We start from the raw sequence: 13,947 nt of genomic DNA on the forward strand, positions 1-13,947 counted from the left end.
TTCTAGTACAGCAACTTTCCGAGTAGATCGAAGAAATCCGGTGAATCCGACGTCGGCACGGTCGTCGCAGTGCCGCCCGTCCGGGCCGATATGTCGGTGAATGCGGTCGCGTCGGTGTTCTCGCCGATCATCACCACGTTCACCGCGACCGGACGTGCGGCATCGGATGCCGAGTCGAGGTCGGTGAGCAGGTCCTGGGTGGACAGCGACGGGTCGTCGTTGGGGCCGTCGGTGATCAGCACGACGGAATTGACGCGTCCGGGGACGAATCCGGCCACTGCGTCGCGATAGGCGGCCAGCAACGACTCGGCGGAGTACGACGCTGATTCGGGTGTCAACGCCGCCGCACCGGCAGTCAAAGCCGTACGCCTGGGAGTCGGCCCGATCGCAGCCGCCATCGGACCGGTCGGAACGTCGACGCGGTAGGGGAGCGAGTTGTCCAGGTCCTCGCTGAAGCTCCACAGGCCCAGCTCGGTGGAGTCGGGCACTCGCTGGAACTGCTCGTCGAGCGCGCGAACCGTGTTCTGCAGCCGAGTCGCACTGCCTTCGGTCGTGCCCATCGACTCGGACACGTCGAGCAGTACCGTGGCTCGGCGCGGCAGGACCGGATTTCGCAGCACGGACAGCAGTGCGTCGGCAACCGGTCCGGAAGGAGCAGCGACGGCTTCCACGTCGGGTGTCTCGCCGACGCCGAAGCCCGCATCCGTGAGCAACTGCGCACCGTCCGGCTGCCGGATGAAATCGACGAATGCGGCGGCGGCCCGGGTCGATGTCTCGTCGCCGGAGAGTACGGCCGCGGGATGATCGGCAACGGGAGTGGGGCCCTGGGGTTCGACGGCGGTCAGCGTCGACGAATCGGTCGATGCCAGTTGTTGTTCGGTGACCGGAACCGCGTGGACTGGAGCGTCGGGGCCCGGCGCGTTCTCGAGGGCCGCGAGTGCGTCGTAGGTGGTGGACGCAGACGTTGCGGAGGCTCCGGTGTCGGTACCGGCCAGCTCCGACACAGCCGAGACCAGTTCCCTCGACGAGACCTGTTCGACGGTCAGGGCAGTGGTCGGATCGCCGCGTACCCCGGCAGCGATGGCGGCGACAGCGAGTGTCGTTGCGCCGGCATCGGATCCGGTCGGTAGTGCGAGGCGAAGTGCGCCCCACTCGCCGAGACCGAGCGCCTGTGGGTCGCGTTGCAGGCCTACCAGATCGGCCCAGGTCGCAGTAGTCAGAGCGTCGGCCACGGCGGACGGCACCGCGAGTACGACCGGACTCGACGCGAGTGGCCGCGGGGGTGCCGTCGACGGCTCCTCGGTCGGTCACGGCCTCGACGTCGCCCGAGGATTGAGGTATCCACAGGCCCGGCCGAGCACCGAGTGCTCCGACGTCCCAGTTGTCGATACCGGTGTTCAGAGCCATTCGCACGGCATCGGAGGCCGTAGCTCGAACCTGCACTGTCACACAGTGATCCCGTACCACCGGTGCGGTGTCGTTGAACCGAGCAGCCAATTGTTCGACCGGCCCGGAGATGTCGGGATCGGCGGCGACAGTGAGCACCGCCGATCCCTCCACACATGTGTCGGCAGCTTCGACCCCTTGATCGAAGATTCGATCCCGCAGTTGAAACCATCCGAACACGGCCGCAGCCAGCACCGCGATCGCTAACACGACGATCACGGGTCCGGCGGCTATCGAACGCCCGCGCCCTGTGTTCCGATGTTCACCCACGTGATCGACAAGTCCGTCAGGCGTTGACGGCCTTGTACTCCCGTCGGCGACGATGCAGGATCGGCTCGGTGTAGCCGTTGGGCTGACTGGTGCCCTGGAAGATCAGGTCACTGGCAGCCTGGAAGGCGATGTTGGTGTCGAAGTCGGGAGCCAACGGCTTGTATGTCGGATCGGATTCGTTCTGACGGTCCACCACCGGGGCCATCCGCTTCAGCGACTCGCGCACCTGGTCTTCGGTGACGATGCCGTGGCGCAGCCAGTTCGCGATGAACTGGCTCGAAATGCGCAGCGTCGCCCGGTCTTCCATGAGTGCGATGTCGTTGATGTCGGGAACCTTCGAGCAGCCGACGCCGTGGTCGATCCACCGCACGACGTAGCCCAGGATCGACTGCGAGTTGTTGTCGAGTTCGTTCTGCTTCTCCTCGTCGGTCCAGTCCGTGGACGGTGCGAGAGGAATTTCGAGGATGTCGTCGACGGTCGCGCGCTTGGCCTGTGCGATCTCGTGCTGACGGGCGAAGACATCGACCTTGTGATAGTGCAGGGCGTGCAAGGTCGCTGCGGTGGGCGAGGGAACCCACGCGGTGTTGGCTCCGGCCTTGGGGTGGCCGATCTTCTGCTCGAGCATGTCGTGCATCAGATCGGGCATGGCCCACATGCCCTTACCGATCTGTGCCTTGCCTTCGAGTCCTGCGGCGAGACCGGTGTCGACGTTGAAGTCCTCGTAGGCGGCGATCCACTTCTCGCCCTTCATCGCTCCCTTGCGTACGACGGGGCCTGCCTCCATCGAGGTGTGGATCTCGTCGCCGGTGCGGTCGAGGAAGCCGGTGTTGATGAACACGACCCGCTCGGATGCGGCCTGGATGCATGCCTTGAGGTTGACCGTCGTGCGGCGTTCCTCGTCCATGATGCCGACCTTGAGCGTGTTGGTCGGCAGACCGAGAACCTGTTCGACCCGGCCGAACAGCTCCGCGGTGAACGCGACCTCGTCCGGTCCGTGCATCTTGGGCTTGACGATGTACAGCGAACCGGTACGTGAGTTGGACAGCACGTTGTCCGAGGTGAGCGAGTGCATACCGGCCAGCGAGGTGAACAGGGCATCGAGAATTCCCTCGGGCACCTCGTTGCCGTCGGCATCGAGGATCGCATCCGAGGTCATCAGGTGGCCGACGTTACGGACGAACAGCAGCGAGCGTCCGTGCAGCGTCAGTTCCGAACCGTCGACCGAGGTGTACGTGCGGTCCTTGTTCATCGCACGCGTGAAGCTCTTGCCGCCCTTGGAGACTTCCTCGGTCAGATCGCCCTTCATCAGGCCGAGCCAGTTGCGGTATCCGAGAACCTTGTCGTCGGCATCGACTGCAGCGACGGAGTCCTCGAAGTCCATGATGGTGGTGACAGCCGACTCGAGCAGGACGTCCTTGACTCCTGCGCCGTCGGTCTTGCCGATCGGGCTCTCGGCGTCGATCTGGATCTCGAAGTGCAAGCCGTTGTGCACGAACAGTATTGCCGACGGTGCGTCGGGGGTGCCCTGGTAGCCGAGAAGCTGCGACGGATCCTTCAGCCCGACCGTGCTGCCGTCGGCGAGGGTGACCGTCAGCGATGCGGCATCGACGACGTACCCGGTGGTACCGACGTGCGAGCCGGAGCTCAGTGGCAACGCCTCGTCCAGGAAGTCCCGCGCGAAGGCGATGACCTTGTCGCCGCGGACCCTGTTGTAGCTGGTGCCCTTCTCCGCACCGTCGGTCTCGGGAATGGCATCGGTTCCGTAGAGGGCGTCGTACAGCGAGCCCCACCGTGCATTGGAGGCGTTGATCGCGAACCGGGCATTGAGCACCGGCACCACTAGCTGGGGGCCTGCGGTGGTGGTGATCTCGGTGTCGACACCGGAGGTGCTGATCTGGAAGTCGGCCGGCTCGTCGAGCAGGTAGCCGATCTCCTTCAGGAATGCCTTGTAGGCGGCGCGATCGTAGTTCGGGCCTGCGTGCTCGCCGTGCCAGGCGTCGACCTTGCCCTGGATCTCGTCGCGGACAGCGAGCAGTGACTTGTTCTTGGGAGCGAGATCGGCGATCACCGACGCGGCACCGGCCCAGAAGGCATCGGAATCTACGTCGGTACCCGGCAGCGCCTCCTTCTCGACGAAATCGAAAAGGACCTCGGCGACCTGAAGTCCACCAGCCTGCACACGATCGGTCATGAATTCCTCACTCTTTTCCGGTCACGGACACCGGTGACGGTGTCCCCACGACAACGATGTCGATGTTACTCGGCGGTAGGTCCGACGCCGAACTCGCCGCCGATCAGTAAATTCTGGCATCGAGCGATCAACGCCGAGCGCAGAGGTGCCGCTTCGCTCGACAATTCGCCCTGCGCACGCACGTATTCGGCTCGTCCGGCAGCGGTCTCTATCCGAATGGGTTCGAGGTCGTAGCCGCTCAGGTCGTACGGACTCGCGCGCATGTCGATCGTTCGCGCGTGCAGGGCCAGCTCGAAACAGTCGGTGAGAAACTCGGAATCGATCAGTGGTCCCAGCTTGTAGCACCACTTGTACAGATCCATCGAGGCATGAATACAACCGGGTTGCTCGGACGTCAGACGAGACTCCGGGGACAGCGGAAGAGCGTTGCGCGGCGCTGCATCGGGGGTGAAGAACCGGAAGGCGTCGTAGTGGGTGCAGCGCAACGTCATCGAATCGACCACGGCATCGGTTCCGTCGTGCCCCAGACGCAGTGGCACCTGCTCGTGCCGCTGCGCCGAGGTGCCCCCGCGGTAGACCATCGCCCACTCGTGCAGTCCGAAACAGCCGAGCACCGGCGGCCTGTCTCTGGTGGCGACGAGCAGGCCGAGGGTGAATTCGATGCTCGATCGACGGCGCTCCACCAGATCCGACCGCACCCGAAGGCCCGGGCCGTCGTCGGTGTCCACCTGCTCGTAGGACGCGAACGCCGCGAAATCCTGAGCACGATCACCGGTGAGGACGACGCCGTGACCTGGATTCCATCGGCGCAGCTGACCCGGGCGGTGACTGTAGTAGGTGAAAAGAAAGTCGAGCACCGGATGGACGCCGCCGTGGCCCCGGTCGGTCAGATAGTCACCGACGAGGTTCTCCACCCGTGCCGCATGCGCCGCGCGACGAGTGGTCCACTGCTGTTCGCTCAGCAACGTCGAGGAGGTCATTCACGCGTTCCGTGGGGGAGCGGCCGCGGATTCGAAGCTGGACGACGATTGACCCGGACGAGGACCGGCCACCCGGTGCGTGCCGTCCCGAACCGTACCGACGAACTCTTCGACCAGGTCCTCGAGCGCGACGATGCCGACCGTCGCACCCGTCGCGTCGTGCACGGCACCGAGATGGCTGCTGGCCCGACGCAACTTGGTCAATGCGTCGTCGAGCACCGTGTCGATGGAGACCACCGGGAGTGCTCGCACGTCGCTGCGCGGGATGACCGTGTCCGGTCCCGCCGATTCGTCGGCCATGTCGTCGAGCACGTCCTTGAGATGCAGGTAGCCCACGAGTGCCCCCGAGGCGTCGCGGACCGGATAGCGAGAGAATCCCGTTTCGATGACAGCGCGTTCGACGGAGCCCAGGGTGGGTCCGAGTGTGTGATCGGGCCCGGACAACTCGATACTGCGAACCTGGTGAGAGGGAATCAGAACCTCACCCACCGTCCGGCCGGACGTCTCGAGCGCCTGCCGCAATCGTCGATGCTCCTCGGCGTCGATCAATCCCTCGGATCGTGATTCGCCGATCATCTGCGACAACTCGACCGCCGACACCGAGGAACTGAGCTCGTCCTTGGGTTCGATCCGCAGCAGTCGAAGGGTCAGGTTGGCACACATGTTGTAGAACGAGATCAGCGGCAGCGCGACCTTGATGAACAGCAGATGGATGGGCACCAGAACCATCGCAGTGCTCTCCGGGCCCGCGATGGCGATGTTCTTGGGCACCATCTCGCCGATGAGAATGTGTAGAACTACCACGAGCGTCAACGCGATGGCGAAGGCGATCGGGTGCAGGAAGGACTCGGGAATGCCGACTGCCTCGAGCGGAACCTCGATCAGGTGTGCCACCGCAGGCTCCGCCACACGCCCGAGAAGGATCGAGCAGATCGTGATGCCGAGCTGGGCCGCGGCAAGCATCTGCGACAGGTTCTGACCGGCCTCGATCACGCTCTGAGCACGCTTCTTACCTTGCGCGAGCAGAGCTTCGAGGCGGTCCCGCCGGGCCGAGATCAGAGCGAACTCGGCTCCGACGAAGAAAGCGTTGCCGGCGAGCAGCAGAACGGCGAGACCGACGCCGAGGAAATCACCCATCGATCTCACCGTCCGATCTCATCCGAGCCACCGCTGCCGCGTCGACGGGCAGGAGCACCACCCGGTCGATGCGACGGCCGTCCATGCGAATCACCCGTGCCACCCAACCGCCGTCTCGTTCGAGCGGATCCTCGTTCGCCGGGGGAGGCAACAGAACTGCGTCCCCCTCCGTCGGTATGCGACCCAACTCCGTCAGTACCAGGCCGCCGATGGTTTCGTACTCACCTTCCGGTGCCGAATACCCGGTGGCCGACGCAACCTCGTCGATACGCAGCAGACCTGCGCAATCCCATCCGTCGCCCGATCTGGAGACGTCGAGCTCCGGCTCGTCGTGTTCGTCGCGCACGTCACCGACGATCTCCTCGATCAGATCCTCCATCGTGACCATGCCCGCGGTGCCGCCGTATTCGTCGACGACGAGAGCGACCTGCATCCCGTCGGCACGTACCCGTTCCATCACCGCGTCGCCGTCGAGGCTGGACGGTACGACGGGAACGTCGCGCGCCAGGGACTCGACCGTCGTCGAGCGACGGTGCGCTCCGGCGACGGTGAACGCATGCTTGATGTGAACGACGCCGATGGTGTCGTCCAGGTCGCCGTCGACCACCGGAAAGCGTGAGAAGCCGGTCCGCGCAGCCGTTTCGATCAGATCGGCCACGGTCGCGTCGGTGGCGAGCGTTTCGATCTTGACTCGCGGCGTCATCAGTTCCTCGGCCGTGCGGTCGCCGAACTGCAACGACCGATCCACCAGTCGGGCGGTGTTCTCGTCGATCGACCCCTGCCGTGCCGATGTGCGGACCAGCGAACCCAGTTCCTGCGGCGACCGCGCGGATCTCAGTTCCTCGGCGGGTTCGATCCCGAGCCGGCGTACCAGCCAGTTCGCCGAGCCGTTGAGCCCGTTGATGGCCCACTTGAACACCAGCGAGAACCCGGCCATCGCGCCGGCGGTGACCCGAGCGGTCGACATCGGTTTCGCGATGGCGATGTTCTTGGGAACCAGTTCACCGAAGATCATCGAGAACGACGTCGCCAGGATCAGGGCCACCGCAAGTGAGATGCCGGCGGAGAGGGTCTCGGATGCGCCCAGCGCGTCGGCCACCGGCCGAATGAACCCGGCCAGCACCGGTTCGGCGAGATAACCGGTGATCAGTGTCGTGATGGTGATGCCGAGCTGGGCACCGGACAGCTGAAACGACAGTGTCTTGTGGGCGTGCAGAACCTGACGTGAGCGCAGGTCGCCGTTGTCGGCCTGTGACTCGACCGCACTGCGTTCGAGAGCAGTGAGGGAGAACTCGGCCGCAACGAACAGCGCCGTGCCGGCCGTCAGGGCGACGAAACCGAGCAGGCTGACGATGGTGAGAAGAAGAGCCACGTGTCAACTCCGCCTGAGCCGGGACCGTCGAAGCTGGGACAGGAGCATCGCGCCGCCGGAGTGCACGTGGCTGCCGAAATCGGTGTCGCCGGGTTTCTCTCCCGGCTCGATAGAGGATCCCTCCGAAGTGGAACCGTCGTCGTGTTGTTCCGAAGTTGCCGTGGCGGCAACCGAGATAGTGGGTGCCTCGGGCACCTGATTCCCTTCTGTCGGTTCGCGCTGTGGTCCCACTCCGTGAGGAGCCGACCGTTCGGCCACACGTCGAGAATCGAATGCTCGAATTTTCGACGAATGACGAGCGCGAACAACTGTGTTTGCTGTAGGCGAGTCTAACCGTGCCCGACCGTCACCACCCGGAGGCAGGGGCCGTCCCTCGGCGAATCCGGCAGCGGACTGGACTCCCAGAACTGCTCGTTCGGCCAACTCCGGGAGGGAACGGGCTCCCGCATACGTGCACGTGCTCCGAACTCCGGCACAGATGTGATCGATCAGATCCTCGACACCCGGCCGATCGGGATCGAGTCGCATCCGCGAACTGGAAATGCCCTCCTCGAACAAGGCCTTGCGAGCCCGATCGAACGCCCCGTCGGTGGCGGTACGCGCGGCAACGGCCCGCTTGGACGCCATGCCGAAGCTCTCCTTGTACCGATTGCCGGATGCGTCCACTCTCAGGTCGCCCGGTGACTCGTATGTGCCGGCGAACCACGAGCCGATCATGACGTTCGCAGCACCGGCAGCCAGAGCGAGAGCAACGTCACGAGGATGGCGCACACCGCCGTCGGCCCACACCGAAGCTCCGAGTTCGGCTGCCGCAGCCGAACAATCGGCCACAGCCGAGAACTGGGGGCGTCCGACGCCGGTCATCATTCGCGTCGTGCACATCGCTCCTGGTCCGACGCCGACCTTGACGATGTCTGCGCCCGCCTGCACCAGATCGCGTGTGCCCTGGGCAGACACCACGTTGCCAGCCGCCAGGGGGACACCGAGATCGAGGGACCGCACAGCAGCGAGGGCTTCGAGCATCTTCTCTTGATGCCCATGCGCGGTGTCCATCACGAGCACATCCGCACCGGCCTCGACCAGTGCGGTCGCCTTCTCCGCCACGTTGCCGTTGATGCCGACGGCGGCAGCGATACGGAGGCGTCCCGACGCGTCGACTGCGGGCGCGTAGATGCCGGTCCGAACTGCGCCGGTCCTGGTCACGACACCTGCCAGGGAGCCGTCGTTCTCGACGACGACGGCGAGGTGGGCGTGTGCCGCTTCCATCAGCTCGAAGACTTCCTTGGGCGACGCATGGCGAGGAACGCGCACGAAATCGGCCGATGCCACGGAACTGAGCCGGGCGAATCGGTCGACGTCGGCGCAGGCACTCTCGGTCACCACGCCGATCGGCTTGCCGTGTTCGACGATCACGACGGACCCGTGTGCGCGCTTGTGCACCAGAGCCAAGGCGTCGGACACGGACTCATTGGGGCCGAGTACGACAGGTGTGTCCGCGATCAGGTCACGACTCTTGACGAAGGCGACGGTCTCGGCGACGGCTTCGGTGGGGAGGTCCTGGGGGATCACTGCGATCGCTCCGCGACGTGCGACGGTTTCGGCCATCCGCCGTCCCGACACCGCGGTCATGTTCGACACGACGATCGGAATGGTGGTGCCCGAACCGTCGACCGTACTCAGGTCGACATCGAACCGCGACGTGACGTCGGTTCGGTTGGGGACGAGGAAGACATCGTCGTAGGTGAGATCGTAGGGCGGTCGGTGACCATCGAGGAACTGCACGTTGATCGAGACTACCGGTCGGGCGCAGTCGGGGCCGAAGCCCCGTCCACCGTCTCCGTTTCGATGCGGGTCGACGCCTGGGTCCGAGACAGTCGAATCGTCGTGACGACCATGACGGACACCGCCACGGCGATGATGGCGAGGGAAGCCCCGTCGGTCCTGATTCGCTCGTCCAGGACCGTGATGCCGATGAACGCCGCACCGAGAGGCTCGCCGATCGTGACGGCCGGTAGTGACGCGGACAGGGGACCGACCTGAAATGCTCGCTGCTGCAGATAGAACCCGAGAGCTCCGGATCCGACCAGCGCGTACGTCTGCCAGGCGGCCAGTGCTCCGAGCAGGTCGCTCTCCACGAGATCGGTGACGAACTTCGTCAGAGCCGCAGCCAGCCCGAACAGCATTCCTCCCGCGGCTCCGAGCAACAGAGCCCGCGCGCCGGGAGTTCTCAGCATGAGCCCGCCCACCGCAGCGCCGCCGATCACGACCGCGGCGATGATCAGCGGAACCGCCCAGTCGGACAGAGGGGCGTCGGTATTGCCTTCGCTGGGATCGCCGACCACGATGAACACCGCGAGGGCGGCGGCCAGGAGAAAGGCGAGCGTCCACGTCGAAGCTGGGAGTGCGCGGCCGGCCAATTTCGCCGACATCGGGAGGGCGAACAGCAGGGCGGTGACGAGCAACGGCTGCACGACCAGGACCGAACCGACCCACAGTGCAGCGATCTGAACCGCGTAGCCGCCCGCGTCGCCGAGTACGCCCACCCACCATCTCGGGCTTCGGATCAGAGCCGAGAGCAGCGACGTTCCCTCCGGAACCGATGCTGCGGCGCTCTGCTGTGCCACCGACGCGCAGGCGAACAGGAATGCCGAAACCAGGGCGAGCGCGATCGGCAACCAGGAGGAGGTCACCCGCGTCGTCCTCGGCTGCCGCCGCGCCTGCCTCCGGCCCGCCCGCTTCGCTCGTGTCGGACGGGTGCGGTACCGCGTCGAGAACTGCGAGGTGCTGGTGGTTCCGCCGCCTCGGCCGGGAGCGGCCTGCCGATGGGTGTACGAGCCCCGGTCAATCGACGCCACGAGGTGGGATCGGTCTCGGTATCGACCACCGTTGCCGTGACACCGGCATCGCCGGCCATGGCACACACGTGATCCAGCTGTTCGGCGGTGGCCAACGTCACGACGGTTCCGCTGGCTCCGGCGCGTGCAGTGCGGCCTGCGCGATGCACGTAGTCCTTGGAGTCCAACGGTGGGTCGACGTGGACCACGAGGGTGACGTCGTCGACGTGAACCCCACGTGCTGCAACATCGGTCGCGATCAGTGCAGTCGATGCGCCGTCGCCGAAAGCCGCCAGCGAGCGTGTGCGGTGCGCCTGAGTCTTGTTGCCGTGCAACGACGATACCGATACACCCAGCCGGCGGCAGTCGTCGGTGAGTCGGTCGACCGCGTGAGTGGTGCGGACGAACAGCAACGTGCGACCGTCGCTGTTGGCAAGTGCGGCAGCTACTTCGGTCTTGCGGGCAGCATCGACCCGAAACACGTAGTGGGCAATGTCGGGCTCGCTCACCGACTCCGCTGTGGAATGTTCGGCCGGATCGTTCAGGAACTTCTCGACCAGGCGGTCGACGTCCTCGTCCAGGGTCGCCGAGAACAGCAGCCGTTGCCCGCCTGCCGGTGTCGCGGCGAGGAGCGAATCGACCTGGGGCAGAAATCCCATGTCCACCATGCGATCCGCCTCGTCGATCACAGTCACCTCCACACGATCCAACGTGATCGAGCGTCGCTGGAGCAGGTCGTTGAGGCGACCGGGGGTGGCAACCACGATGTCGATTCCGCGCTGGATCTCTCGGACATTGCGCTCGAGCGGAACGCCGCCCACCACACCGACGCTGCGTAAGCCGAACGTCGCACCGTGGACGTCGAGCACTTCCTGGATCTGGAGCGCGAGTTCGCGAGTGGGAGCCAGTACGAGTCCACGCGGTGCACCGGGCTCACTGCGACGGCCGGCGAGCCGCACGAGCAGCGGAAGCCCGAACGCGAGAGTCTTTCCCGATCCTGTCGGAGCACGGCCGAGCACATCGCGGCCCGCGAGCGCATCGGGCAGGGCGGCGGACTGGATCGGAAACGGCTCGGAGACACCCGCTTTCCTCAGCGAGTGCACGAGAACCACGGGCAGTCCCAGTTCTGCGAACGATCGAACGGATTGACCCGGCATGGATGTGACCCTACCGCTGCGTCGAGCACGCGTCGGAATCTTCTTGTCGGTGCCCCGCGCGATACTCGGCGTAGAACGCATGTTCGATCGGCGTTCGACACCGTGATCGCCGAGGGGGCGATCGCACGCAGAGTGTGGGGGAGCTATGTGCAAGATGTGTCAGGGCTACAGCGTCGACGAGTACATCGAAGGTGTGAAACGCACCATCGACAGGTGTGGGTGGGCTCTGCAGTACGTCGAATCGGAAGTCGATCCCGACGGTATCCACCCGGCGTTCTGTTACACGGTCGGTCTCACGAATTTCGGGAGCCCGGAGATCGTCACGACGGGGCGCGGGCCGCATGAGTCCTCGCGAATTCTCAATTCGCTCGGCGCCTCGGTAGTCTCGGGAATGTTGGAGCTCGAATCCGGAATTGGCTGCACTGCAGCAGGATTCGAGTTGTTCACCATCGACGTACCGGACTGTGCGGAGATTCTCTACACAGCGTCCGACGTCTACGGCCGAGGGTGCTTCAGTGCCGTGCAGGCGGTGTGGAAGGACCTGGACGGTGCACTGCCGTGGGAGGGCATCCCGTCGACGGTGGTCCAACCGGTCCTCGGGCCGGTACCCGTCTGACCGGGTTCCCCGGTGCTGTATCGGTGGCGCTGCGTGGTGAACGCAGCGCCACCGGCGGACGATCGTCGGTCAGGCTTCGATCTCGGAACGATCGCCGCTCCACAGAGTGTGGAACTTTCCTTCCGAGTCGGTTCGCTCGTAGGTGTGCGCCCCGAAGAAGTCTCGCTGTCCTTGGGTCAGAGCGGCCGGTAGACGCTCTGCCCGCAACGCGTCGTAATAGGAGAGCGAGGACGCGAACGCGGGTACCGGAATGCCCAACGAGGCCGCGGTGATGACGACCCGACGCCAGCTGTCGATGGCGTTCTCGATGGCGTCACGGAAGTACGGGGCCAGGATCAAGCTCGGCAGTTCGGCGTTGTCTTCGTACGCGTCCTTGATGCGATCGAGGAACCGAGCTCGAATGATGCAGCCACCGCGCCAGATCGTGGCGAGGTCACCGGGATGCAGATTCCAGTCGTATTCGGCACTGCCCGCGGCGATCTGGTCGAAGCCCTGTGCGTAGGCGACGATCTTCGACGCGTACAGAGCCCGACTGATGTCGTGCGTGAACTGCTCCGCATCGGTCGGCTTGTCGGCGAGAGTTCCCGAGGCGAGCCCGACGGCTGCCTTGCGCTGAGCGCGTGACCCCGACAGCGCCCGAGCGAACACCGCCTCGGCGATACCGGTGACGGGAACGCCGAGGTCCAGGGCAGCCTTGACGGTCCAACGACCGGTGCCCTTCTGCTCCGCTGCGTCGACGATCACGTCGACGAGAGGCTGACCGGTCTTGGCGTCGACCTGGCGGAGAACCTCGGCGGTGATCTCGACGAGGTAGCTCTCCAGATCACCGTTGTTCCACTCGGTGAACACGTCCGCTACCTGAGCCGGCGTGTAACCGAGGGCGTCGCGGAACAGGTTGTACGCCTCGCCGATGAGCTGCATATCGGCGTATTCGATGCCGTTGTGGACCATCTTGACGAAGTGTCCGGAGCCGTCGGGTCCGATGTGGGTGCAGCACGGCGTGCCGTCGACCTGCGCTGCGATGGATTCCAGCAGCGGTCCGAGGGCCTTGTAGGACTCGGCCGGACCACCCGGCATGATCGACGGTCCGTTGAGAGCGCCTTCCTCGCCGCCGGAGATACCGGCACCGACGAAGAGCAGTCCGCGCTCCTTCATGGCGGCCTCGCGACGGATGGTGTCGGTGTAGAGGGCGTTGCCACCGTCGATGATGATGTCGCCCTCCTCCATCGCGCCTGCAAGCTCCTCGATCACCGCGTCGGTGGGGTCGCCTGCCTTGACCATGATGAGCACTCGGCGCGGCTTCGCGAGAGCGGCGACGAACTCCTCGATGGTTTCGGTGCGAATGAAGGTGCCCTCGGTGCCGTGCTCGGCGATCAGGGCATCGGTCTTGGCGACACTGCGGTTGTGCAATGCGACGGTGTGGCGTGATGGGCGAAGTTGCGGGCGATGTTGGAGCCCATGACGGCGAGTCCGGTGACTCCGATCTGAGCCAGTTCTGTCGGTTCTGCTGCTGAGGTCATACCGACAGCTTTCCCTGCCGAGAGATTTCGCGCGAGCCAACCCCCCGGCCGGTGTCGAACCCGACCACCGGCAACGACAACGGGTGCCGCATTCGCGAAGAATGCGGCACCCGTTTGTGCAGTTCCGGTCGGATCACGACCTCACGGTGACGAAGCGATCAGTGGCTGCGAGCCGGACCGTCGAAACCGTCGTACGAACGGCGTTCCGTGCGGCTGCGGAAGCCACCGGAGCGGTGCTCGTCCTGGCGGGGGCCGGACGCGGGACGACGGTTGTCGGAGCCACGGTTGTCGGAGCCGCGACCTTCGTAGCCACGACCCTCGGAGCCGCGGTACGAGCTCGAGTCGGAGCGACGCGGGCGGTCACCCTGGTAGCCCTCGCTGCGCGGGTTGGAGCCCTGGTATCCGCCGCCGCTGCGGGGATTGG

General features: G+C 65.4%; 9 protein-coding genes and 2 pseudogenes. 2 read left to right on the forward strand and 9 right to left on the reverse strand.

Features of this window, described 5'->3' with window-relative positions; all coding sequences use genetic code 11:
* Window positions 1–2 precede the first annotated feature (2 nt).
* From RHBS_RS00715 to RHBS_RS00750, 8 genes and pseudogenes are all read right to left on the reverse strand, one after another.
* Window positions 3–1,232: a VWA domain-containing protein gene (locus RHBS_RS00715; RefSeq protein WP_237668893.1), complete on the reverse strand. Its 1,230-nt coding sequence runs from the start codon at window positions 1,230–1,232 to the stop codon at window positions 3–5.
* 500 nt (window positions 1,233–1,732) lie between these two features.
* Window positions 1,733–3,907 carry a malate synthase G gene (locus RHBS_RS00720; RefSeq protein WP_128644564.1) on the reverse strand — a complete coding sequence of 725 codons (2,175 nt, stop codon included), beginning with the start codon at window positions 3,905–3,907 and terminating at the stop codon, window positions 1,733–1,735.
* Between the two features lie 65 nt (window positions 3,908–3,972).
* Window positions 3,973–4,887, reverse strand: a complete 915-nt coding sequence (locus tag RHBS_RS00725) for a 3-methyladenine DNA glycosylase (RefSeq protein WP_128644565.1) — start codon at window positions 4,885–4,887, stop codon at window positions 3,973–3,975.
* Window positions 4,888–6,024 (reverse strand): hemolysin family protein, encoded by a 1,137-nt coding sequence (locus tag RHBS_RS00730; protein ID WP_128644566.1) that lies wholly within the window; start codon window positions 6,022–6,024, stop codon window positions 4,888–4,890. It lies immediately after the preceding gene.
* Window positions 6,017–7,396 (reverse strand): hemolysin family protein, encoded by a 1,380-nt coding sequence (locus RHBS_RS00735; RefSeq protein WP_128644567.1) that lies wholly within the window; start codon window positions 7,394–7,396, stop codon window positions 6,017–6,019. Before RHBS_RS00735 ends, RHBS_RS00730 begins: the two co-directional genes overlap by 8 nt.
* Window positions 7,397–7,747: 351 nt before the next feature.
* A pseudogene (locus RHBS_RS00740) lies at window positions 7,748–9,178 on the reverse strand (GuaB1 family IMP dehydrogenase-related protein); the annotation flags it as partial.
* A gap of 11 nt (window positions 9,179–9,189) precedes the next feature.
* Window positions 9,190–10,086, reverse strand: a complete 897-nt coding sequence (locus RHBS_RS00745; protein WP_128644568.1) for a DMT family transporter — start codon at window positions 10,084–10,086, stop codon at window positions 9,190–9,192.
* Entirely contained in the window at window positions 10,083–11,387 is a 1,305-nt protein-coding gene (locus RHBS_RS00750) for a DEAD/DEAH box helicase (RefSeq protein ID WP_237668894.1), read from the reverse strand. The genes RHBS_RS00745 and RHBS_RS00750 overlap by 4 nt, the downstream gene beginning before the upstream one ends.
* A 145-nt stretch (window positions 11,388–11,532) precedes the next feature.
* Between RHBS_RS00750 and RHBS_RS00755 the strand changes: the two genes are divergently transcribed.
* Complete coding sequence (locus tag RHBS_RS00755; protein ID WP_128644569.1) at window positions 11,533–12,003, forward strand: DUF4262 domain-containing protein; 471 nt, start codon at window positions 11,533–11,535, stop codon at window positions 12,001–12,003.
* A gap of 69 nt (window positions 12,004–12,072) precedes the next feature.
* Here the strand turns inward: RHBS_RS00755 and gndA are convergent.
* Window positions 12,073–13,523 (reverse strand): annotated as a pseudogene (gene gndA, locus RHBS_RS00760) (NADP-dependent phosphogluconate dehydrogenase).
* A gap of 146 nt (window positions 13,524–13,669) precedes the next feature.
* Between gndA and RHBS_RS28630 the strand changes: the two are divergent.
* Window positions 13,670–13,947 (forward strand): hypothetical protein (locus RHBS_RS28630; RefSeq protein WP_187298306.1); only part of this gene is annotated, 278 nt, incomplete at its 3' end.

Source organism: Rhodococcus sp. BS-15 (assembly GCF_000813105.1).
GTDB lineage: Bacteria > Actinomycetota > Actinomycetes > Mycobacteriales > Mycobacteriaceae > Rhodococcoides.